20 protein-coding genes and 1 pseudogene are annotated in these 22,536 nt (G+C 32.4%); 11 read left to right on the forward strand and 10 right to left on the reverse strand.

Annotation, left to right across the window (positions count from 1 at the left end; genetic code table 11):
• Positions 1 to 45: 45 nt before the first annotated feature.
• Genes AC3IS6_RS16420 through AC3IS6_RS16430 form a run of 3 tightly spaced genes read right to left on the reverse strand, consistent with a single transcriptional unit; the run spans position 46 to position 3,739 of the window.
• Positions 46 to 1,434 (reverse strand): bifunctional UDP-3-O-[3-hydroxymyristoyl] N-acetylglucosamine deacetylase/3-hydroxyacyl-ACP dehydratase, encoded by a 1,389-nt coding sequence (locus tag AC3IS6_RS16420; protein ID WP_173967765.1) that lies wholly within the window; start codon positions 1,432 to 1,434, stop codon positions 46 to 48.
• The gene (gene lpxD / locus AC3IS6_RS16425; RefSeq protein ID WP_173967766.1) at positions 1,427 to 2,470 is read right to left on the reverse strand and encodes a UDP-3-O-(3-hydroxymyristoyl)glucosamine N-acyltransferase; all 1,044 of its coding nucleotides are present in this window, start codon (positions 2,468 to 2,470) and stop codon (positions 1,427 to 1,429) included. Before lpxD ends, AC3IS6_RS16420 begins: the two co-directional genes overlap by 8 nt.
• A 39-nt stretch (positions 2,471 to 2,509) precedes the next feature.
• Entirely contained in the window at positions 2,510 to 3,739 is a 1,230-nt protein-coding gene (locus AC3IS6_RS16430) for an HD domain-containing protein (RefSeq protein WP_489160931.1), read from the reverse strand.
• A 221-nt stretch (positions 3,740 to 3,960) separates the two neighbouring features.
• Between AC3IS6_RS16430 and porX the strand changes: the two genes are divergently transcribed.
• The 6 genes from porX to AC3IS6_RS16460 all read left to right on the forward strand — a co-directional run bounded on the left by porX (position 3,961) and on the right by AC3IS6_RS16460 (position 8,659).
• Positions 3,961 to 5,514: a T9SS response regulator signal transducer PorX gene (gene porX, locus AC3IS6_RS16435; RefSeq protein ID WP_489160933.1), complete on the forward strand. Its 1,554-nt coding sequence runs from the start codon at positions 3,961 to 3,963 to the stop codon at positions 5,512 to 5,514.
• A gap of 66 nt (positions 5,515 to 5,580) precedes the next feature.
• On the forward strand, positions 5,581 to 5,988 hold the full coding sequence (tsaE, locus tag AC3IS6_RS16440; protein ID WP_489160935.1) for a tRNA (adenosine(37)-N6)-threonylcarbamoyltransferase complex ATPase subunit type 1 TsaE: 408 nt from the start codon (positions 5,581 to 5,583) through the stop codon (positions 5,986 to 5,988).
• Positions 5,989 to 6,044: 56 nt separating this feature from the next.
• Complete coding sequence (locus tag AC3IS6_RS16445) at positions 6,045 to 6,470, forward strand: hypothetical protein (protein WP_489160937.1); 426 nt, start codon at positions 6,045 to 6,047, stop codon at positions 6,468 to 6,470.
• A gap of 12 nt (positions 6,471 to 6,482) precedes the next feature.
• Complete coding sequence (locus tag AC3IS6_RS16450) at positions 6,483 to 6,956, forward strand: GNAT family N-acetyltransferase (RefSeq protein ID WP_489160939.1); 474 nt, start codon at positions 6,483 to 6,485, stop codon at positions 6,954 to 6,956.
• Between the two features lie 83 nt (positions 6,957 to 7,039).
• Positions 7,040 to 8,239, forward strand: a complete 1,200-nt coding sequence (locus AC3IS6_RS16455; protein ID WP_489160941.1) for an alanine dehydrogenase — start codon at positions 7,040 to 7,042, stop codon at positions 8,237 to 8,239.
• Between the two features lie 36 nt (positions 8,240 to 8,275).
• The gene (locus AC3IS6_RS16460; protein ID WP_489160942.1) at positions 8,276 to 8,659 is read left to right on the forward strand and encodes a DUF4258 domain-containing protein; all 384 of its coding nucleotides are present in this window, start codon (positions 8,276 to 8,278) and stop codon (positions 8,657 to 8,659) included.
• Between the two features lie 53 nt (positions 8,660 to 8,712).
• Here the strand turns inward: AC3IS6_RS16460 and ung are convergent.
• Positions 8,713 to 9,383, reverse strand: a pseudogene (gene ung, locus AC3IS6_RS16465) (uracil-DNA glycosylase).
• Positions 9,384 to 9,493: 110 nt separating this feature from the next.
• On the opposite strand from ung, the gene AC3IS6_RS16470 reads away from it, so the two are divergent.
• Both AC3IS6_RS16470 and AC3IS6_RS16475 read left to right on the forward strand, forming a co-directional pair.
• Positions 9,494 to 11,659, forward strand: coding sequence for an endonuclease MutS2 (locus tag AC3IS6_RS16470; RefSeq protein ID WP_489160944.1), 2,166 nt, complete (start codon positions 9,494 to 9,496; stop codon positions 11,657 to 11,659).
• A gap of 293 nt (positions 11,660 to 11,952) precedes the next feature.
• Positions 11,953 to 12,366, forward strand: a complete 414-nt coding sequence (locus tag AC3IS6_RS16475) for a thiol-disulfide oxidoreductase DCC family protein (RefSeq protein ID WP_489160947.1) — start codon at positions 11,953 to 11,955, stop codon at positions 12,364 to 12,366.
• 196 nt (positions 12,367 to 12,562) lie between these two features.
• On the opposite strand, the gene ettA is transcribed toward AC3IS6_RS16475, so the two are convergent.
• The 4 genes from ettA to holA form a co-directional block, all read right to left on the reverse strand.
• On the reverse strand, positions 12,563 to 14,254 hold the full coding sequence (gene ettA, locus AC3IS6_RS16480) for an energy-dependent translational throttle protein EttA (protein ID WP_263360808.1): 1,692 nt from the start codon (positions 14,252 to 14,254) through the stop codon (positions 12,563 to 12,565).
• A 58-nt stretch (positions 14,255 to 14,312) separates the two neighbouring features.
• Entirely contained in the window at positions 14,313 to 14,495 is a 183-nt protein-coding gene (locus AC3IS6_RS16485; RefSeq protein WP_173968319.1) for a CAL67264 family membrane protein, read from the reverse strand.
• Between the two features lie 69 nt (positions 14,496 to 14,564).
• Positions 14,565 to 16,697 carry a hybrid sensor histidine kinase/response regulator gene (locus tag AC3IS6_RS16490; protein WP_489160949.1) on the reverse strand — a complete coding sequence of 711 codons (2,133 nt, stop codon included), beginning with the start codon at positions 16,695 to 16,697 and terminating at the stop codon, positions 14,565 to 14,567.
• A 393-nt stretch (positions 16,698 to 17,090) separates the two neighbouring features.
• Positions 17,091 to 18,095, reverse strand: coding sequence for a DNA polymerase III subunit delta (gene holA / locus AC3IS6_RS16495; RefSeq protein ID WP_173968424.1), 1,005 nt, complete (start codon positions 18,093 to 18,095; stop codon positions 17,091 to 17,093).
• Between the two features lie 93 nt (positions 18,096 to 18,188).
• Between holA and AC3IS6_RS16500 the strand changes: the two genes are divergently transcribed.
• From AC3IS6_RS16500 to AC3IS6_RS16510, 3 genes are read left to right on the forward strand one after another with little or no spacing between them, the layout of a single operon-like run.
• Positions 18,189 to 18,635 (forward strand): type I restriction enzyme HsdR N-terminal domain-containing protein, encoded by a 447-nt coding sequence (locus tag AC3IS6_RS16500; protein ID WP_489160951.1) that lies wholly within the window; start codon positions 18,189 to 18,191, stop codon positions 18,633 to 18,635.
• A gap of 24 nt (positions 18,636 to 18,659) precedes the next feature.
• Complete coding sequence (locus tag AC3IS6_RS16505) at positions 18,660 to 19,679, forward strand: glycosyltransferase family 2 protein (protein WP_489160953.1); 1,020 nt, start codon at positions 18,660 to 18,662, stop codon at positions 19,677 to 19,679.
• Positions 19,680 to 19,714: 35 nt separating this feature from the next.
• The gene (locus AC3IS6_RS16510) at positions 19,715 to 20,548 is read left to right on the forward strand and encodes an OmpA/MotB family protein (protein WP_173968421.1); all 834 of its coding nucleotides are present in this window, start codon (positions 19,715 to 19,717) and stop codon (positions 20,546 to 20,548) included.
• A gap of 272 nt (positions 20,549 to 20,820) precedes the next feature.
• On the opposite strand, the gene AC3IS6_RS16515 is transcribed toward AC3IS6_RS16510, so the two are convergent.
• Both AC3IS6_RS16515 and AC3IS6_RS16520 read right to left on the reverse strand, forming a co-directional pair.
• Positions 20,821 to 21,840 (reverse strand): carboxypeptidase-like regulatory domain-containing protein, encoded by a 1,020-nt coding sequence (locus AC3IS6_RS16515; protein ID WP_489160955.1) that lies wholly within the window; start codon positions 21,838 to 21,840, stop codon positions 20,821 to 20,823.
• A 69-nt stretch (positions 21,841 to 21,909) separates the two neighbouring features.
• Positions 21,910 to 22,530, reverse strand: a complete 621-nt coding sequence (locus AC3IS6_RS16520; protein WP_173966066.1) for an L-threonylcarbamoyladenylate synthase — start codon at positions 22,528 to 22,530, stop codon at positions 21,910 to 21,912.
• Positions 22,531 to 22,536: the final 6 nt, after the last annotated feature.

The following is a 22,536-nucleotide window of genomic DNA, read 5'->3' on the forward strand; positions in this document are numbered from 1 at the left end:
AATCTAATTTGGGCAACAAACCTAAACAATAAAATTGATTAATTATTATTGTTTTCTAGCAATTTGAGCCATTAATTCTGCCTCGGTCACTAATTTCCCATTTGCGTAAGCATTTGCTTGCATATGACAGATTCCTCTTCTGATTGGAGAAATCAATTCACATTTGAAAATTAATGTATCACCTGGCAATACTTTGTGTTTAAACTTAACATTGTCAATTTTCATGAAATAAGTTAAGTAATTCTCCGGATCTGGAACTGTACTCAAAACCAAAATTCCGCCCGTTTGTGCCATTGCTTCAACAATTAAAACCCCAGGCATAACTGGCGCTTCCGGAAAATGTCCAACGAAGAAATTTTCATTCATTGTTACATTTTTCAATCCAACCACATGACGATCAGACATTTCGATGATTCTATCAATCAATAAAAACGGAGGTCTATGAGGAAGCATTGCCATAATTTTATGGATATCCATCAACGGTTCTTGGTTTAAATCGTAAACAGGAACGTGATTTCTTTGCTCTATTTTAATGATTTTTGCTAATTTCTTAGCAAACTGAGTATTTACAAAATGACCTGGTTTATTGGCAATAATCTTACCTTGAATACGAACTCCAATAAGAGATAAATCTCCAATTACATCAAGAAGTTTGTGTCTCGCTGCTTCGTTTGGATAATGTAGGGTAAGGTTGTCTAAAACTCCGTTTGGTTTTACAGATATTTCATCTTTTCCAAAAGCTTTCTTTAAATTCGCCATTGTAGATTCAGAAATCTCCTTGTCTACATAAACAATTGCATTGTTTAAGTCACCGCCTTTAATTAAACCATGTTCTAACAAAGATTCTAATTCATGCAGAAAACTGAACGTTCTTGAACTTGCAATTTCTGTTTTAAAATCTGCAATACTTTTTAAGGTAGCGTTTTGAGTGCCTAAAACTTTAGTACCAAAATCTACCATTGTAGTTACTTGATAATCATCACTTGGCATTACAAGAATCTCACTTCCGGTTGCTTCATCAGTAAATGAAATTACTTCTTTTACGACATAAACATTGCGGCTTGCATCTTGTTCTTCTATTTCAGCTTTTTCAATTGCTTCAACAAAATATTTTGAAGAACCATCCATGATAGGAAGTTCCGAAGCATCTAATTCTATAATAACATTGTCCAGATCACATCCAACTAATGCTGCCAAAACATGTTCAGGAGTTTGAATTTTTACGCCTAGTTTTTCTAAATTAGTACCTCTTTGCGTATTTACAACGTAATTAGCATCAGCCTCAATGACTGGCTGACCTTGCAAATCTACTCTTACAAAAGTGAAACCATTATTAATTGGAGCTGGTTTAAAAGTCATTGTAACTTCTTTCCCAGTGTGTAATCCAACGCCTGTTAGTGAAATTTCATTTTTGATGGTCTTCTGTTTAACCATTATTTCCATTTTTTGGGTTTATTATTTGTTTTTTTAATTCTTCTACTTCGGCAACTATTTTAGGAAGATTTTTGAAATGAACATACGATTTATTAAAATCAGTATATCCAAGAGACGGCGTCCCTTGTAAAATTTCATCATCTTTAATGTTTCTTGCTACTCCCGATTGAGCCTGCAATCTCACGTTATTACCTATTGTCAAATGGCCTGCGATACCAACTTGCCCGCCAATCATACAGTTTTCACCAATTTTTGTTGAACCGGCCACACCTGATTGCGCTGCAATTACTGTGTTTTTGCCAATTTCAACATTATGTGCAATCTGAATTTGATTGTCTAATTTAACTCCTTGTCTTATAATTGTCGAACCAAGAGTTGCTCTGTCTATTGTCGTATTAGCACCAATATCAACGTTATCTTCAATAATAACGTTACCAATTTGTGGCACCTTACTATAAACTCCTTCTTCATTTGGTACAAAACCAAAACCATCCGCACCAATAATAGTCCCTGAGTGAATCGTACAATTGTTTCCAATTATAGTTTCTGAATAAATTTTAGCGCCTGCAAAAATATACACATTATCGCCAATAACAACATTATCTCCAATAAAACTGTTTGGGTAAATTTTTACATTGTCTCCTAATACTACATTTTGCCCAATATAGCTAAAGCTTCCTAAATATAAATTTTCGCCATATTTAGTACCTTCGGTAATAAAAGACTGTGGTTCTATGCCGTTTTTGTTTAGTTTTACTTGATTATAAAACTCTAAAAGCTTAGAAAAAGAGGCGTAAGCATCTTCTACTTTTATTAAAGTCGTAGTGATTTCCTGTTCTGGTATAAAGCTATCATTAACAATAGTTACAGATGCTTTTGTAGTATATATGTGGTTGATATATTTTGGATTGGCCAAAAAAGTAAGCGATCCCTCCTCACCTTCTTCTATTTTAGATAACCGAGAAACTTCTACATTGGGATTACCAACAACTTCTCCTTCTAAAATTCCCGCTATTTGTTCTGCTGTAAATTTCATTGCGACAAAAATATAAAAAATAGATTTTAAATGTTAATTTTAGATAAGTTGTTTTGGAAAACAGATGTAATATTTTGTAACCAATTTTGATAACGACTTCAAATTCAACTGATCAGACGCTTCAACAACATCTTCAATTGTTTTGTCTTTTTTCAAAATTCGTATTGGTTCAGCTTCTTTACTGTATGCCTGATTTTTAATTTTTCCACCAAAAATAAAATAACCCGCTTCTAATTGTGTAATATGGTGTTCGTTAGCGAATTCTTCTTTAAGTGATTGTAATTCCTCAGCAGGTATTTTCTCTGCAGTAAGCTTAATTTTAAGTAAATCTCTATTAATAAGCATTTTACTTAAAGTAGAAAGAATGAAATCATCGTGCTTCTGCCAAGCTTTTAAAGCGCTGATAATGTCAAAATCATCAAGTTGAGAAAATAAATCTAATTTTTCAGCATCAAAGTCTTCTAAAGTCACTCTGTTCTTCATAAAATAAAAAAGAGGCTCACTACACGGTAAAATCACACCTTTTAAAGTCAATTCTCTGGCTCTTTTTAACACCTTCATCAAAATCAACTCTGCCACCAGACTTGTTTTATGTAAATAAGCCTGCCAGTACATCAGTCTTCTTGAAAGCAGAAACTTTTCAACTGAGTAAATTCCTTTTTCTTCGATGACCAAAACACCATCCACCACATTCATCATCTGAATCAAACGCTCAGAGTTTACATTTCCTTCGGCTACACCGGTATAAAAACTATCTCTTTTCAAATAATCCATTCGATCCATGTCCAATTGACTGGAAATCAACTGCAGCATAAACTTTCGATGGTAATCACCTTTAAAAACCTGAATAGCCAAGCTTAGTCTACCTTCAAATTCTTCATTTAACTGGTTCATAAACAACAACGAAATAGCTTCATGATTCACATCTTCGACGATACTCTTTTCCATAGCGTGCGAAAAAGGTCCATGACCAATATCATGTAGTAAAATAGCAATGTACAGCGCATTTTCTTCTTCAGGTGAAATCGCAACCCCTTTAAAGCGAAGTGTGTCTACAGATTTCTGCATTAAATGCATACAGCCTAAAGCATGATGAAAACGCGTATGATTAGCGCCAGGATAAACCAAATACGACAATCCCATTTGCGAAATGCGGCGTAAACGCTGAAAGTACGGATGTTGAATTAAATCGTAAATAAGTTCATTCGGAATGGAAATAAACCCGTAAATGGGATCATTAAATATTTTTAACTTATTGATATGAGTCACTATTTGGTTTTTTTTAAGTCAACAAATATAAGTAATTAACTATAACGAAGTTTGCGTTTTTTGCTTAAAAATTGCTAAACGTTTAGTCTGAATATCAATTTAATAGCAATACCTTAAAAACTTATTCTGCAAAAATTACCATTCTTAATTCTGAAATTTATACTATTTTTAATACTTTTTAAGTTCTATACTTCTAAATTGCATTAAAATAAAAAACGTTTATGGACAAGATAAAAATACTTTGGGTCGATGATGAAATCGATCTTCTAAAGCCACATATATTATTCCTGGAGAAAAAAAACTATAATGTAACTACTTGTAACAATGGTTTGGACGCCATTGCTTTATTTGAAGAGGATAATTTTGATATTGTATTCCTAGATGAGAATATGCCGGGAATGAGTGGTCTGGAGACACTTTCTGAAATGAAAGAGAAAAAATCGGCAATTCCAATGATTATGATTACCAAAAGTGAAGAGGAATACATAATGGAAGAAGCCATTGGTTCTAAAATCGCTGATTATCTAATAAAACCGGTCAATCCGAATCAGATTTTATTGAGTCTAAAGAAAAACCTGGATCATTCGAGATTAATTTCTGAAAAAACAACATTAGATTACCAAAAAGAGTTTCGAAAGATTTCTATGGAACTGGCTATGGTTAATTCTTTTGAAGATTGGATTGAACTGTATAAAAAATTGATTTTTTGGGAATTAGAACTTGAGAATATTAACGATCAGGCCATGATCGAAATTCTTGAATCTCAAAAAGTTGAAGCCAATTCGCAATTTGGAAAATATATTGAAAGAAACTACGAAGACTGGTTTGCTCCAAAAGCAGATAAACCTATTCAGTCACACAATTTGTTTAAAGAATTAGTAGTTCCGGAGATCAAAAAGAAAGACAAACCGATTTTGTTTGTGGTTATTGATAATCTTCGTTACGATCAGTGGAAATCATTTGAAACCGTTGTTTCTAACTACTATAAACTAGAAAAAGAAGTTCCGTATTTCTCTATTCTTCCAACGGCCACCCAATATGCGCGTAATTCTATTTTCTCTGGGTTATTGCCAATTGAAATGGAAAAACAATTTCCGCAATACTGGAAAAATGATGTGGAAGATGGTGGAAAAAACCTGTATGAAGCCGAATTTCTTTCGGCACAATTAAAGCGCTTGGGTCTAAATATTAAAGAAGATTATTTTAAAATTACCAATTATGCCGGTGGAAAAAAACTATCGGAAAACTTCAAAGCCTTAAAAGGCAACGATCTGGTAACTGTAGTCTATAATTTTGTAGACATGTTGTCGCATGCTAAAACCGAAATGGAAGTTGTAAAAGAATTGGCTTCTGATGATAAAGCATATCGCTCTCTGACTTTAAGCTGGTTTAAAAACTCACCTCTTTTGGAAATCATCCAACAAGCACAGCTTCTGGGTTTTAAATTGATTCTAACAACTGATCACGGTACTATCAATGTAAAAAATCCTTCAAAAGTTGTTGGAGATAAAAATACAAGTTTAAATTTGCGCTACAAAACCGGGCGTAGTTTAACATACGAGCAAAAAGATGTTTATGTGGTAAAAGAGCCAAAAGTAATTGGTTTACCTGCCATAAACATGAGCAGTTCGTTTATTTTTGCTAAAAACGATTACTTTTTAGCCTACGTAAACAACTACAATCATTATGTGAGTTATTACAAAAACACTTATCAGCACGGAGGAATTTCATTAGAAGAAATGATTATTCCGTTTTTAGTGTTTAACCCTAAATAAAGTCTCCTGTCTCAGTTTACAGTCTCAGATAAAAACTGAAACTGAGACTATTAAAAATAAACAAAGATGAATATCGTTTTTTCATTAGATCAAATCAAAGAAGTAGCAGAGCAAATTTTAGCCTCAAATCCAAAAAAAATTATTCTTTTTAATGGAGAAATGGGTGTTGGAAAAACTACTTTAATCAAGCAGTTGTGTAAAAGTTTAGGCGTTCAGGATGCGACCAGTAGTCCAACTTTTTCTTTAGTTAACGAATACTATACTACTAATAATCAAATTGTTTATCATTTTGACTTTTACAGATTAAACAAAGAAACCGAAGCTTTAGACATGGGTGTTGATGATTATTTATACTCTGGAAACTGGTGTTTTATAGAATGGTCTGAGAAAATTGCGAATCTGCTTCCGGAAGAAACTTCTGTAATTTCAATTGAGTTGTTGACAAATGGAAAGAGAGAATTGAAGTTAGTTTAGAATTATCCCTACAGAGAGTTACCAGAAAATTTTAAATTTAGAAATGAATTAGAAATATGAAGAAATTAAATATCCTTATTGCATTTTTTCTAATTTCCAGTTTTTGTAAAGCTTCTGACACAATATCTGTCTGGCACATTTTTTATAATAAAATAAAAATCAAAGAATATAATGGATATGCTAATAAAACGCCACTTATTTTAAAAGCTAGTGATTACAAAATTGGCGATTCTATTACAGTAAAATACTATTCAGACACTCCGTGTCAAGATTGCTTGACAGGAATAATGCTGAAATCAAAAGATAATCAAGTTACAATGGCTGGAAAAAGTATTGGCAGAGGAAATCCAATAACATTCCCTGTAATATTCTTGATGGATCCAAAAAGAAAAAGAACTTCGTTTAAAGTTTTATATCTGGATAACAATAGTAATCCGGTAAATTCAGAAGAATTGTTTGAAGTAGAAGTCATTTACGAATAAAATTAAGACTCAATGAATACCCAGAACACAGTTGAAATCATCCCTTTCTCTTCCGATTTAAAAGAACACATCAAAACCTTAAACATAGAATGGCTTAAGAAGTATTTTAGAGTTGAAGAAAGAGACGAAATCGTGCTTTCCAATCCGCAAAAAGAAATTATTGATAAAGGCGGATTGATCTATTATGCCAGATACAAAGGCGAAATCATTGGTACGGTTTCCTTAATGAAAGTGGATAATGAAACATTTGAACTGAGTAAAATGGCAGTTTCAGATAAAGCACAAGGTCTTGGAGTTGGAAATAAACTATTAGAGCACTGTATGACCGTTGCTAAAAACAATAATATCAAAAAGCTATTCCTGTATTCCAATCGCATACTTCTTCCCGCACTTCATTTGTATGAGAAATTTGGTTTTGTCGAAGTCCCCTTGGAAGATGTAAGTTATGAAAGAGCAGATATAAAGATGGAAAAAATTCTGTCTTAATTCTTAAACAAGTATTAGCAGAATTTTTACATTGATTTTAAAACTTTTTACGTAATTTGTACTCTTAATTTTTTGCACAACCCATGTCAATTACCTTAACTCCATTTACGAAACAGCAATTGTTGCCACAAGAAGAAAAACTTGAAATTGGCCGATTTAAAAGCGAGCTTTTTATAGGAATCCCTAAAGAAACAAGTTATCAGGAACGTCGTATTTGCCTGACTCCGGATGCAGTAAACTCTTTGACTTATGAAGGACACCGAGTTATGATTGAAGCAGGGGCTGGTGAAAGTTCAAGTTATTCTGATAAAGAATACTCAGATGCCGGAGCCGAAGTAACAAAAGACACTAAAAAGGTTTTTGGATGTCCGTTGTTACTTAAAGTAGAGCCGCCAACGATAGCGGAGATCGAAATGATCAATCCCGAAACGATTATAATTTCGGCCATTCAGTTAAAAACGAAGAAAAAAGCATACTTTGAAGCTTTGGCCCAAAAAAAGATCACTGCACTTGCTTTTGAATATATTAAAGATGAAGACGGATCGTACCCCGCAGTAAAATCATTAAGTGAGATTGCAGGAACAGCTTCTATCCTTATTGCTGCTGAATTAATGATTACGGATGAATTTGGAAAAGGTCTTTTGTTTGGGAATATTACCGGAGTCCCTCCTACTGACGTCGTTATTCTGGGAGCCGGAACTGTTGGCGAATTTGCTGCCAAAACTGCAATAGGTCTTGGTGCGAATGTAAAAGTTTTTGACAATTCGATTACCAAATTGCGTCGTTTGCAAAACAACCTGAACCAACGCATCTTTACGTCAACGGTTCAGCAAAAAGCTTTACTAAAAGCATTGAGACGCTGTGATGTCGCTATTGGAGCTATGCGCGGGAAAGAACGTTGTCCTATTATTGTTACGGAAACCATGGTGGAACACATGAAAAAAGGTGCTGTAATTGTAGATGTGAGTATTGATACCGGCGGATGCTTTGAAACTTCAGAAGTTACAACACACGAAAAGCCAACTTTTATCAAAAGCAATGTTCTTCATTACTGTGTTCCTAACATACCTTCTAGATACTCTAAAACGGCCTCATTATCAATAAGTAATATTCTGACTCCGTATTTGCTTCAAATAGCCGAAGACGGTGGTTTGGAAAGCGCAATAAGATGTAATAAAGGATTGAAAAACGGAATTTATCTGTACCACGGAATCCTAACAAATAAAGCAATTGGCGAATGGTTCGATTTACCGGATAACGATATTAATTTACTTGTATTTTAAGGGAACTTTAGTGTACCTTTGCAAAAAAAATATTTCATGAAGTTCGCACATCGTTTTGCTTATTATTTGATTGGTTTAGTTATAGGATGCTTTTTTGTAGCCCTTGTATTTAGCGGAAAAGATACGCGTTGCAATTATTTTCCAAACGCTAGGGTGCTAAACAATTTACGTACGAAGCCTTTTCAGTATTCTGACAAAGCAGTTCAGACTTTAAATGAAAAATGGGTTGACACGGCTGATATTAAAAATACACTGACATATGGAGATGTCGATTTTGACAAAAGTAATGTGCCAGTAAATAAAGGAAAACTTTACATCATCGAAGGTAAAACTGCTAAAAATCAAGAAATTATATTAAAAGTAATTAACTACGAAGATAAAGCAATTTTAGATGAGATTGTTAAGAAAGATAAAGAGTAATCGTAGTTATTACTCTTCTTTAAAACGCTATTAATTCAATTGGTTATTATTTTTTATAGCCAGTTGACTTCTCTAATTCCTTTTGATTTCAGGAATTGATTTGTTTTACTAAAGTGTTTATTTCCAAACCACTTTCCCTGATTAGCACTCATTGGCGAAGGATGTCCGGATTCTAAAACACAATGTTTTGAACGGTCTATTTTTGCACCTTTTTTCTGGGCAAAGCTCCCCCATAACAGAAAAACAATATTTTCTTTCTGATCAGAAATGGCTTGAATTACGGCATCTGTGAATAAATTCCATTTCAGGTGTTTATGGCTATTTGGACTGTCTTTACGAACAGTTAATGAAGCATTTAAAAGTAAAACTCCTTGTTGCGACCATTTTTCAAGATTGCCAGAAGTTGGCATAAAGATAGAATCGAGGTCGTCATTTAATTCTCGGTAGATATTCCGCAACGATGGCGGAATCTTAACCGTGTCATTCACAGAAAAGCTTAAACCATTGGCCTCTCCTTCTCCATGGTACGGATCTTGCCCAATAATAACTACTTTTAAATTTTTAAAAGTACAGGTATTGAAAGCTGAAAAAATTAATTCTGCAGGTGGATAACAGGTATAAGTTTGGTATTCAGTTTCAAGAGTTGCTATTAGCTCCTGAAAATAGTTTTTTTTTTTTCATCTTTTAGTACCGCTTCCCAGTCAAGAGAAAGATTGATTCTCATTTTTTTATTTTTATTACAAATTACGCAAAGTTTTTTTCAAAGCACTAATTAATAGTGCTATTTCGTTCTAAAACTTTGTAACTTTGAACCTTTACAACTTACGATATATAATGATATCTATTACCGAAAAAACATTACAAGATTTACAATTTCCAACAGTACTAGAAACCATTTCTGCGGGCTGTAATACTGACATAGGAAAAGAAAAAGCTTTACAAATAACTCCTTTTAGAGATAAAGAAACATTAATGCAGGCCCTGATGCAAACATCAGAATATGTTTCCTCTTTTCAAAATAATAACGCCATTCCAAATCATGGATTTGATGCTATAACTCACGAAATTAAGTTTCTGGCTATAGAAGATAGCTTTTTGGAAGTTGGCAGTTTTAGAAAAATTGCTACGCTTTCTTCAACGTCTAACTTTTTATTGAATTTTCTTAAAAAATTTGACGATTACTATCCTAATCTAAATACTAGAGCTTCTCGCGTGGAGTATACGAAAGACATCGTAACGACCATTGATGCGATTGTAGATAAGTACGGAGAAATCAAAGACAATGCTTCACCGGCTTTACTGAGTATACGACAAAATATGAATATAGTGCGTGGTAAAGTAAATCAAAGCTTTGGCGTTGCACTTTCACACAATAATAGTCTTGGTTATTTAGATGATATTAAAGAAAGTTTTGTACAAAACCGCCGTGTTTTAGCAGTTTTAGCCATGTATCGTCGAAAGGTAAAAGGTTCTATTTTAGGAACTTCCAAAACCGGAAGTATCGCCTATATTGAACCTGAAGCTACTTTGCAATATTCTCGGGAATTAGCTAATTTAGAATACGAAGAGAAGGAAGAAATTACCCGAATTTTAAAGCAATTATCTAATGCTATTCGTCCATATCTTCCTTTGCTAATTGAATATCAGGAGTTTTTAAGTGATATTGATGTTGTTGCCGGAAAAGCAAAATACGCCAATAGAATCAACGGAATACTACCTACAATTACAGAAGAAAGAAGATTGTTTTTCAGAGAGGCTTACCATCCTATTTTATACCTGAATAACAAGCAGAAGAACGAAGTTACACATCCGCAGACGATTGAATTAAAGCAAGATAACCGAATTATTGTTATTTCGGGACCGAATGCGGGTGGAAAAACAATTTCTCTAAAAACAGTTGGGTTATTACAATTGATGTTACAATCCGGGATGTTAATTCCGGTCCATGAACGAAGCGAAACTTTCTTGTTTGACAGAATTTTAACGGATATCGGAGACAATCAATCTATTGAAAATCATCTAAGTACGTATAGTTACCGGTTAAAAAACATGAATTATTTCTTAAAAAAATGCAACAAGAAAACCATGTTTTTAATTGACGAATTTGGTACAGGTTCTGATCCTGAATTAGGAGGTGCTTTGGCGGAAATATTCCTGGAAGAATTCTATCACCGTGAAGCTTTCGGAATTATTACAACACATTATTCTAATTTGAAAATTTTGGCAAATGAGTTGCCATTTGCTACAAACGCAAATATGATGTTTGATGAAAAATCTCTTGAACCAATGTATAAGCTGGCTTTGGGACAGGCTGGAAGTTCATTTACTTTTGAGGTTGCATTAAAAAACGGGATTCCGTTTGGATTGATTAATCGTGCTAAAAAGAAAATTGAAGTAGGTAAAGTTCGTTTTGATAAAACAATTGCAACACTTCAGAAAGAACGTTCTAAGTTAGAAAAAACTTCTATTAATCTAAAAGAAGAAGAAACAAGGGCTCGTGAAGAAAGCAAAAAGATGGAAAACATCAATGTAAAAATCAAACAAAAACTGGAGAGCTATCAGGAATTGTATGATAGCAATCAGAAGACGATATATATTGGGCAAAAAATAGAAGATATCTCTGAGAAATATTTTAATAATAAAAACAAAAAAGAGCTTATAGGAGAGTTTTTGAAAATTATAGAAATTGAGAATTCAAAACGTAAAAAAGCTACTCCAAAAGAAGCTAAGGCTATAATCGAAAAGAAAAAAGAAGTAATTGCTGAAATTACAGTAAAAGTAGAGGAAATTCGAAAAGAGAAAAAAGAGAAAAAACTTAAACCTGTAATCGAAAAACCAAAACCAGTTTTAAAAGTTGGTGACAGAGTCAGAATGCTCGACGGAAGATCCGTTGGAAGTATTGATGCCATCGAAAAAAATAAAGCAACAGTAAATTACGGCATTTTTACTTCGAAAGTAAGTTTAGATGAATTGGAATTAGTGGAAGCTGGAAAAAAGTAAGTTTTATGTTTTCCGTCTAAGTTTTTAGTCTTTTAGAACATAAATTTTATCCAAAATTAAAATAAGACAATTTAATCGATTATCTTTTTTAAGATGACAACGAAGATGAATACTTTTTAAAAACAGCTTAAAATTAATTTAATAAAGCCGTTTTCGATTTGTAAAAATTATTAATATTTACATTTCAATAACTTAAACTTATTATTCTTTTTTTTGTTATTCCCCGTTGCGCGGAATGACAAATCTGACGTAATGACTTTGACAAAGCTTAAAAACTTGAAACTTTCCTCAAAATGCAAAACCTTCCAAAAAACAAAAAAATAATCCTCTTTGACGGTGTCTGCAATTTATGCAATGGCGCCGTTCAGTTTATAATCAAAAGTGATAAAAAGGATGTTTTTCGTTTTGTGGCTTTGCAATCAGAATTGGGAATTGAGATTTGTAATTATATAGGTGTTGATCAAACTAAAATTGATAGCATTATTTTATACAATCCCGGAGTTGCATATTATTATAAATCTTCGGCAGTTTTGGAAATTGGAGAAGATTTAGGTGGAATTTACAGTTTAGCTTCTGTTTTTAAAATTTTTCCTGAAAAACTTCGAAATTATATTTACGATTATATTGCCGGGAATCGTTACAAATGGTATGGTAAAAAAGAAAGCTGCATGATTCCTACTACGGAATTGAAAGCTAAGTTCCTTTAAATTCCAAATCCCAGTACTTAGCGCAATATTTGTCATTTCGACGTAGGAGAAATCGCATTAGCAAATGGACAAAGATCGAAGAAATACTTTATGTAATTTCTCGTTCCTCGAAATGAGACCTAGCTTCTAGTAATAAAAAATCCCAAACTCACTATAATTGGAATTTGGGATTTTTTTATTGAAAGTTAAGATTTTACTATCTAATCAATTTTCTGTATTTCAAACGTTTTGGAGTTAAATCACCACCTAAACGTTTCTTTTTGTTTTCTTCATAATCAGAGAAACTTCCTTCAAAGAAATATACTTCAGAATCTCCTTCAAATGCCAAAATGTGAGTACAAATTCTATCTAAGAACCATCTGTCGTGCGAAATAATTACAGCACAACCGGCAAAGTTCTCCAAACCTTCCTCTAGTGCACGAAGTGTATTTACGTCCAGGTCATTAGTAGGCTCATCCAGTAAAAGTACGTTTCCTTCTTCTTTTAATGTCATAGCTAAGTGCAAACGGTTACGCTCTCCTCCAGACAACATTGAAACTTTCTTGTTTTGTTCACCTCCACCAAAGTTAAAACGTGATAAATAAGCTCTTGAGTTTACTTGCTTTCCTCCCATCATTACTAATTCCTGACCGTCAGCAAAATTTTCCCAAATCGATTTGTTCGGATCAATATTCGAGTGTGACTGGTCTACGTAAGCAATCTTTACAGTTTCACCAACAGAAAATTCCCCACTATCAGTAGCTTGTTCTCCCATAATCATTTTGAAGATGGTCGATTTACCAGCACCGTTTGGCCCAATGATTCCAACAATACCTGCTTGTGGCAAAGTGAAATTTAAATTATCATATAATAATTTATCTCCAAAGGCTTTAGCAACATTTTTTGCTTCGATAACATTCGTACCTAAACGTGGACCATTTGGAATGTAGATTTCCAAGTTTTCATCCAATTGTTTTTGGTCTTCATTTAATAATTTGTCGTAGTTCTGTAAACGAGCTTTTTGTTTAGTTTGACGACCTTTTGCTCCCTGACGAACCCATTCTAATTCACGCTCTAAAGTTTTTCTACGTTTAGATGCAACTTTTTCTTCTTGTGCCATACGACTAGATTTTTGATCTAACCAAGAAGAATAGTTTCCTTTCCAAGGAATACCTTCTCCTCTATCCAACTCAAGAATCCAACCTGCTACATTATCAAGGAAATATCTATCGTGCGTTACAGCAATTACAGTTCCCGAATATTGTGCTAAATGCTGTTCTAACCAAAGTACAGATTCAGCATCAAGGTGGTTGGTAGGCTCATCCAAAAGCAATACATCAGGCTGTTGTAATAACAAACGACATAAAGCTACACGACGGCGCTCACCTCCTGAAAGATTTTTAATTGGTGTATCTCCTTCAGGTGTACGTAAAGCATCCATTGCGATTTCAAGTTTTGTATCAATTTCCCAAGCACCAAGAGCATCGATTTTATCTTGTAAAGCTGCCTGACGATCCATCAACTTATCCATCTTATCCTGATCTTCGTAATTTTCAGGAAGACCAAACAAATCATTAATCTGATTGTACTCTTCAAGAACAGCCATAGTTTCAGCAGCTCCTTCACGAACAATTTCGATAACAGTTTTAGAGTCATCAAGGATTGGTTCTTGCTCTAAGTAACCAACAGTGTAACCTGGTTGAAAGACAACATCACCCTGATAGTTTTTATCAACTCCGGCAATAATTTTTAAAAGTGATGATTTTCCGGAACCATTAAGACCTAAAATACCAATTTTAGCTCCGTAAAAGAAACTCAGATAAATATTTTTAAGCACTGGTTTGTCTGCTCCCTGATAGGTTTTACTCAATTTTTGCATTGAGAAAATTACTTTCTTATCGTCTGACATATTATGTTTATTGTTATTAGTTTATTTTTATTAATTTGATAGTGCAATAGACGGTGAATTATACCCTTCCTTTCAAAGCGTTAAAAACCCAGGCGATAGAGAAAAAACCAACTCCAACTGCAACAAATCCCCAACCGGAAACATCTCTGTATCTAAAAGCGCCAAGACCTATAAGTAACAATCCCATAAGTACCATTATAAAAGTAGCCCATCCTAAAATGGTATTTTTATTCATTCCCATAATTGCGTTATTAGTATTTTAAAAGTAGTTTTTTTTTAGAGATGCAAATATCGTGAATTTTAGTAAATCTTAGATCGTTTTTTGTGTAACATATTTTAAAATTGTTTTGCACAAAATATCAGGATTTATTGGCTTGTCCAGTTTTTCTAAAATTTTAGCTTTTTGAAAATTATTGCTGCATATATTTTCTGAAATGGCTGTCAGTGCTACAATTGGTATTTCAGGTTTTAAACCGCTAATAATTTCTGAGGCTTCAAACCCATCCATAATAGGCATCATAATGTCCATCAGTATTATTGCGTATTTTTTTTCTTTTACTTTCTCTATTGCTTCAAGACCGTTATTGGCCACATCACATTTAAAACCTTTGCTGATTAGAATTTTACTGGTTAACAACTGATTTATTTTATTGTCTTCAACTAGCAAAACGTCAATATTTGGGAGCTCGTCTTTTTGTTCCTGATTATTTATAAAACAAGATTCATTTTGGATTTCATTGGAAATATCAAAATCGATTATAAATGAAAAAGTAGTTCCTTTATCTTTTTTAGACTTAACCTCAATCGTACTATTAAAAAGTTCTAAAGTTTTTTTTATAATGGACAGCCCCAATCCGCTCCCGCCATAATTAATATTGATTTCAGTAGACTCTTGTATAAAGGGTTCAAATATTTTATTTTGAACGTTTTCTGAAATTCCAATTCCTGTATCAGAAATGTCAAATTTAACACTGGCTTTATCGTTATTAGATTTAATCAGTTCTGCTTTTAAAGTTACATCTCCATTTTTTGTAAATTTTGTAGCATTTGTCATGAGTTCCATAATAACCTGAGTGAATCTTATTTCATCACTCTTTAAAGTCTGTGGAATTTTATCATCAAAATCAAGTAGTATCGTATTGTCGTTTGTGGCATTTATTTTAAACATTTCAATGACAGCGTTCAGTATCTCTTTAAGATTAACATCTTTAAACTGTAAATTAATCGTATCGTCTCGTTTTAGATTTTTAAAATCTACTATATTATTGATAAAGCCTAAAAGATAATCGGAAGAAAAATTTAAATTTTTAATATAGTCTTTCTTCAGTTGTTCCGATTTTTCGTTTTCAAGTAAATATGCTGTCCCTCTGATCGTATTTAAAGGAGTTTTTAATTCATGAGTTACAACATCAAGAAAATTATCTTTTATTTTTGAGGCTTCATTTAACTCTTTGTTTATTTTTTCTAACTCTGAATTTTTCCTCTCCAGAATCAAATTAACCTTCATTTTATACTTATAGGCTCTAAATTGAATCATAAATAAGACGATCAGTATTGTAACAAGCAACAATGAAAAAAACAGCAGATAATTTTTATAAGACTCACTTACGCTTTCAAGTCTGGCTTCATTAATTTTTCTTCTATTTTCAATGTTTTTTATTTTCAAAGTATTATTCAATTTGTTTGATTTTTGAATAAGCCTCATTCTAAATTGATTGAGTCTGATGTACTTTGATACTGAGATTTGATAAAATTTTGTTGCAGTTGCCAGATCGCCCGTATTGTAATAATACATTGCCTTGAGTTCATTGAGCTTTGCATCATAAGGAACTCTTCCATCTGCGTAGGGTATTTGAGTTTTTTCTACAAGCTGCAGATACTTATAAACACTATCATTTTCTTTCAGATGGTAATAATCTTCGGATATGAAGAGATATAAATTGGGAATCTTAAAATTATTTTTCTTCGACGTATTGCTTTTTTTTATGTTTTCAAGCGAAATCATAGCAAAATGAATCGATTTCTTGTAATCTTTATGTGTTTTATAATATACTGATAGGTTGTAGTTTATGTTTATATTATCCTCATAGTTGCCATATTTTTTTATTAATTGTTGCGCTTTCAAATCATACTGATGAGACAATAACTTATTGCCTTCATAATACCTTAAATCACCAAGGGCTTCATACAATAGCGCTAACTCCCGCTTGTTATCGTATTTCTTTAGAATCTGAAAATTCTCAAGAAGATACGCATTAGGGGTTCCGAAATTTCGTAAATAAGAAATTAGCTTAATACATTCCCTATGAAAAAGCAAAAGACCTACAGTGTCTCTTCTTGATTTTAAAGAAGCTTCTGTTTCATTTAAGATTTTAAGTCCCAAAAGATGATTTTGAACATTTTCTGTTCTGATTAGTTTTTTGATACTATCAATCTTTGACACTATAGCATCTGGCTTTGTTTTTAAGAGAATTTGAGACTGGGCATAACTCTTAAAAACAGTAGATAGGCAAACAAATAACACAAGAATGACTTTTATTCTTGTATTGCATAGATATAAGGTAGATGGGGTCACCGAATTGTTTTATGTAAATAATATTCAGGAAATATAATGAAATTACATTGTCTTTACTATAATTATAGTTAATTAATTATATGTTATTATGACAAATCACTTGTAGAACCCTACTAGTTTTGAGTATTTAATAATAAAAAACTAAATACACCTTATTAATTAAGATTTTAAACAACACTATTTCAGCGTAATAAATCAGAATAAATGGATATATTCACTTAAGACGAAGACACTTGTAATAGAATATTATTTTTAAATTATTTAATTAAATATTTTATACAGCATTTCTTTTAATAAATCAGATTGCGGCAATGCATTAGCTCCTACTCCTTTGCTTTTAATATCGACATCACGCAGAGCTCCTACAATCTGACTTACTTTACGCATGGGGTAATTTTTTATAGCCAAATCATACTCCTTTAAAAAATAAGGATTTACGCCAATAGCTGCAGCGACATTTTTAGGATTTTTATCTTTCAGTCCATGATATTTTAAAAGTTGAACAAAGAATCCAAACACCAATCCTGTTGTCATTACCAGTGGATATTCTTTAGGATTGTGAGCAAAATTCTCTGCAATTTTATAGGCTTTGAGCTGGTTTCGTTCCCCTATCGCTTTTCTTAACTCAAAAACATTATAATCTTTACTAAATCCGATATTCTCCTCAATATGCTGGGGCGTAATTACTGTTCCTTTCGGTAGAATAATTTGTAGTTTTTCGAGCTCATTATTAATCTTACTCAAATCAGTACCTAGAAATTCAACCAGCATTGCATTGGCTTTTGGATCAATGGTGTACTTTTTTCCTGCAAGCACACGTTTTATCCAGTCTCCAACCTGATTTTCGTATAATTTTTTACTTTCATAAACGACTCCTTTCTGAGCCAGTAGTTTGGTTACTTTTTTTCGCTTATCCAGTGTTTTGTATTTATAGCAGAAAACCAATACGGTTGTCGTCATCGGATTAGCAACATAAGATTCGATCTTGTCAATTGTTCTCGATAAATCCTGAGCCTCTTTTACAATAACAACTTGACGATCAGCCATCATAGGATAGCGCTTGGCCGTTGCTACAATATCTTCAACAGAAACATCTCTTCCGTACAAAACGGTTTGATTGAATCCCTTTTCTTCTTCAGCAAGGACATTTTGTTCGATATACTCCGATAGTTTATCAATATAATAAGGTTCTTCACCCATTAAAAAATAAATCGGTTTTATATCTCCGGCTTTTATCTCATTAACAATTTTTACAACTTCGTCCATTCAAATTTTGTTTCAAGCTTCAGATTTCGGTTTATAGCTTCAAAACTTAAAACTTTAAACCAGAAAGCTGAAACTATTTTATATTTTTGTCTTATGTTAAAACTAAATTTTCCAACATATACTTTCCGATTCAAAAATAGCGAAAATAAAGTGTCTATTTTTGATGAAATCAGGAAAAAATTTATCATTCTTACTCCAGAAGAATGGGTTCGCCAACATGTTGTTCGTTTTTTAATGACTGAGAAAAAATACCCTAAATCGCTAATAAACGTAGAAAAATCACTTACTGTCAATGGATTGAGAAAAAGATATGATGTTGTTGTATTTAATTCTGATGGCTCTATACATATACTGGTAGAATGCAAAGCCCCTGAGGTTAAAATCTCGCAAGCAACTTTTGATCAGATTGCCCGTTATAATATGACAATGCAGGCACGGTTTTTGAATGTCACAAACGGACTGAGTCATTTTTACTGTCAGATGGATTTTGAAAATGAAAAATATCAGTTTTTAAGAAGTTTACCTGATTATAACAAATAATATTAAAATAAATAAAAATTACTTTTGGATAAAATAGCTGTTGTAATTTTAAATTGGAATGGAGTAAAATTATTGGAACAATTTTTACCTTCTATTATTCAATTTTCTGAGGGAGCTCAAATATACGTTGCTGATAATGCTTCGACAGATGATTCTATAACTTTTGTTAAGAGCAATTTCCCCACAATAAAAATCGTTCAAAACAGTGGTAATCATGGTTTTGCAAAGGGTTATAATGATGCTTTGCAACATATTGATGCTGAGATTTATGCTTTGGTTAATTCGGATATAGAAGTAACTCAAAATTGGCTAAATCCTATCATTGAAACTTTTGAGAATGAAAAGTTAACTGCTATTATTCAGCCCAAGATTCTGGACTATAAGAACAAAGAATACTTTGAATATGCAGGTGCGGCTGGTGGCTTCATTGATAAATACGGATTCCCTTTTTGTCGCGGACGTATTTTTGATACTATCGAAAGAGATAATGGGCAATATGATGATAATTGTGAATTGTTCTGGGCATCAGGAGCTTGCTTTTTTATAAGAAGCGAAATTTACCATGAACTGGGAGGTTTTGATGAAACCTTTTTTGCACATCAGGAAGAGATTGATTTGTGTTGGCGTGCAGCAAATGAAGGACATATCATAAAGTACAATTCTGCTTCAATTGTTTATCATGTTGGAGGAGCGACTTTGCAACAAGGAAATCCTAAGAAAACATTTTTGAATTTTAGAAATTCATTACTAATGCTTGTGAAAAACTTACCTAAAAAAGGGCTGTTCTTTGTGATTTTCTTCCGAATGGTTTTAGACGGTATAGCTGGTATCCGTTTTCTTACACAAGGAAAGTTCCTGCATACCTTTGCAATTCTCAAAGCGCATTTCTCTTTTTATTGCATATCTTTAAAATACCTTAGGAAACGCAAAGATTTCCAGATACAGCAATACTATACCGTGAAAAGTGTCGTTTACTTGTATTACATAAAGAAATTACTTGTATTTAAGGAAATCTTTAACAGTAATCAAAATATTAAGAACTAAATTTGTAATCAACGTTTAATTAAATATAATACCTTATGAGAAAAATAGTTATCGCACTATCAGTATTAATGGCCTTAACTTCGTGTGTATCGAAAAAGCAATATGCAGCTTTAGAAGCTAAGAACAAAGAGATACAAGATTTATTAAACTCTTGCACAGTTAAATTAAATACTTGTCTGGAAGAAAAAGCAGGATTAGCAGCAACTGCTGAAAGTTATAAACAACACAATCAGGATTTAATCAGTACTTCTAAGGATTTAACTGTTTTAACTACTAAAGGAGCTGAAAACCTTGAAAAATCTTTAGAAAGTTTAAAAGAAAAAGATTTAAAAATATCAAGACTACAGGATGCTTTAACTAAGAAAGACAGTGTAACATTAGCTTTAGTTACAAGTTTAAAAGGAGCTGTTGGAATTAACGATCCAGATATCGAAATCAATGTAGAAAAAGGAGTTGTGTTTATTTCTATCGCAGATAAATTATTATTCAAAAGCGGAAGTTATGACGTAAGCGACAAAGCAAAATCTGTTTTAGCTAAAGTTGCAAAAGTTGTAAACGACAAACCAGATTTTGAATGTATGGTTGAAGGTCATACAGATGACGTTCCTTACAAAAGCAACGGAATTATCTTAGACAACTGGGATTTAAGTGTTAAACGTTCTACTTCAATTGTTCGTGTATTAACTAATGATCTTGGTGTAAACCCTGCTAAATTAATCGCTGCCGGTAGAAGTTCATATGTACCATTAGTAGCTAATGATACTCCGGATAACAAAGCTCGTAACAGAAGAACTCGTATTGTGGTTATGCCAAAAATCGATCAATTCTACGATATGATTGAAAAAGAAATGAAAAAACAAGCGAAATAATCCCGCTTTTACATAGTTCATTAAACAGAAAAAGCAGGTCAATTGACCTGCTTTTATGTATTCCTAATTTTTTTAATAACCAATTAAATATAAATCAAGAATAGCATTATCTTTAAATTAACTAACTAAATTTTAACTAATCTAAAGTTAGTTATTTATTTTAGATATTTATATCATTTAAGTTTTTTTTTACAAATAGCCCTTATTGGCTATTTTTTTTATGCATAAAGATAGCACTATACTATTTATTACTTAAAAAAAATCAAGAAATTCTATTTTATCCCATAATTCAAAGGCAACATTTCAGCTACTCTTTCTTTTGCAATTTGACCTAAGAAAACAATATCTGATATGTTAGAGATATTTCCATATTTATAAACATAAAAAGTATTTGTCTCAAAAATAACACTTGATTCTTCTTTGTCTTTAAATAAAACATCGTATGATGCAATAATCTCTTTATCTTGCTGTTGGGCTTGCTTTACTACTTCTACCTTTGTAGAGAATTCTTCTTTGGATATTTTGAAACAATTATCGGAAATAACCGTATCACTATTTTTAGATAATAAAAATTCATCTTTGCTCCATGTGCCATTGGATAAATTTCTAAAAAAATTAATTAGAGAACCTTTAAATGCTTCTTCCCTCTTTGTCAAAATTAGATCCGAATTGGCTATTTCTTCAAAATGACTCAAACCAGAGTAAAAGTTTTTGACTACATCCCTCGATAATACACTTCGTTTATTAAACGTAACTTCGAAATTTTGCAATTCATAACTAATTTTGTAGCCCAAAGAAGGATTTATGATTATTAATGGCTTATCGGAAAAAGCTTTTAGAACAAAATTTTTCTTATCGTACTTAAAATAAATATCATCCTCATTTTGAATTACAACTTTTTTGCTGTTTACTGTTTTTCCGATAAAATACTCTCTGAATATTTTTAACTTCTGATCCCTTGTAAACAGATCTTTTCTGTTTACCACAACTTCTTTAAGCGAATTTTTAGCAAGATTCAAGTGAATATTAAGATTCTTTTGAAAATCAGAACCCGCAATGTATTTATTTTCGTACCCTACAAAACGCACTACTAGAATGTTATTAGCTTTTGAATCATACTCTAAGGTAAAGTTTCCATTGCCATCAGAAATTGTTGAAATTGTTGTTCCGTCTAAATAGATTAAAGCTCCTGGCAGCGGTGTGTTTTCTTTATCAGAAACTTTACCATTCATCCTTTGGCTAAAGGAATTTAGAGAACAAAAAAGAAAATAGAGAAAAATTAGTTTTTTCATAGTTTAATTATAAATATTCACCACTAATTAACACTATTATTTTTATAATACAAAAAAATATTATTCTTTTTACAAAATATCAACATCTCCTTTTCCTTCTCTCACGACTATCGGTTCATGCTCTGAAAGGTCTATAATTGTTGAACCCACATTGTCACCATATCCGCCATCAATAACCAGATCTACCAGATTTTGCCATTTTTCAAAAATCAATTCCGGATCAGTCGTATATTCAATTACATCATCTTCATCACGAATAGAAGTTGATACAACAGGATTTCCTAATTGACGAACAATTTCAAGAATAATATTATTATCGGGTACACGAATACCAACAGTTGTTTTCTTTTTAAACTCTTTAGGCAGGTTATTATTTCCCGGTAGAATAAAAGTATATGGTCCCGGTAATGCTCTTTTTAGAATTTTAAAAGTTGATGTATCGATCTGGCGTACATAATCGGATAGATTGCTTAAGTCGTGACAGATGAATGAAAAGTTTGCTTTCTCCAGCTTAACACCTTTTATTTTTGCAATTTTCTCCAAAGCACGTGAATTGGTAATATCACAACCTAAACCATAGACAGTATCGGTTGGATAAATTACCAAACCTCCGTTTTGAAGTACTTTTACCACTTTGGCTATTGCAGCTTCACTGGGTTTGTCAGGATATATTTTTATGAACTCAGCCATTTTGTT

The organism is Flavobacterium sp. KH_035 (assembly GCF_057839565.1).

Bases quoted from the DNA above. Each gene is read 5' to 3' on its own strand.
- holA (WP_173968424.1), bottom strand. From the start codon at position 18,095: ATGGACGAAGTTGTAAAAATTGTTAATGAGATAAAAGCCGGAGATATA.
- AC3IS6_RS16460 (WP_489160942.1), top strand. From the start codon at position 8,276: ATGAAGTTCGCACATCGTTTTGCTTATTATTTGATTGGTTTAGTTATA.
- AC3IS6_RS16420 (WP_173967765.1), bottom strand. From the start codon at position 1,434: ATGGTTAAACAGAAGACCATCAAAAATGAAATTTCACTAACAGGCGTT.
- porX (WP_489160933.1), top strand. From the start codon at position 3,961: ATGGACAAGATAAAAATACTTTGGGTCGATGATGAAATCGATCTTCTA.
- AC3IS6_RS16455 (WP_489160941.1), top strand. From the start codon at position 7,040: ATGTCAATTACCTTAACTCCATTTACGAAACAGCAATTGTTGCCACAA.
- AC3IS6_RS16445 (WP_489160937.1), top strand. From the start codon at position 6,045: ATGAAGAAATTAAATATCCTTATTGCATTTTTTCTAATTTCCAGTTTT.
- AC3IS6_RS16500 (WP_489160951.1), top strand. From the start codon at position 18,189: ATGTTAAAACTAAATTTTCCAACATATACTTTCCGATTCAAAAATAGC.
- AC3IS6_RS16510 (WP_173968421.1), top strand. From the start codon at position 19,715: ATGAGAAAAATAGTTATCGCACTATCAGTATTAATGGCCTTAACTTCG.
- AC3IS6_RS16470 (WP_489160944.1), top strand. From the start codon at position 9,494: ATGATATCTATTACCGAAAAAACATTACAAGATTTACAATTTCCAACA.
- AC3IS6_RS16485 (WP_173968319.1), bottom strand. From the start codon at position 14,495: ATGGGAATGAATAAAAATACCATTTTAGGATGGGCTACTTTTATAATG.
- AC3IS6_RS16515 (WP_489160955.1), bottom strand. From the start codon at position 21,840: ATGAAAAAACTAATTTTTCTCTATTTTCTTTTTTGTTCTCTAAATTCC.
- lpxD (WP_173967766.1), bottom strand. From the start codon at position 2,470: ATGAAATTTACAGCAGAACAAATAGCGGGAATTTTAGAAGGAGAAGTT.
- AC3IS6_RS16450 (WP_489160939.1), top strand. From the start codon at position 6,483: ATGAATACCCAGAACACAGTTGAAATCATCCCTTTCTCTTCCGATTTA.
- tsaE (WP_489160935.1), top strand. From the start codon at position 5,581: ATGAATATCGTTTTTTCATTAGATCAAATCAAAGAAGTAGCAGAGCAA.
- AC3IS6_RS16520 (WP_173966066.1), bottom strand. From the start codon at position 22,530: ATGGCTGAGTTCATAAAAATATATCCTGACAAACCCAGTGAAGCTGCA.
- AC3IS6_RS16475 (WP_489160947.1), top strand. From the start codon at position 11,953: ATGCAAAACCTTCCAAAAAACAAAAAAATAATCCTCTTTGACGGTGTC.
- ettA (WP_263360808.1), bottom strand. From the start codon at position 14,254: ATGTCAGACGATAAGAAAGTAATTTTCTCAATGCAAAAATTGAGTAAA.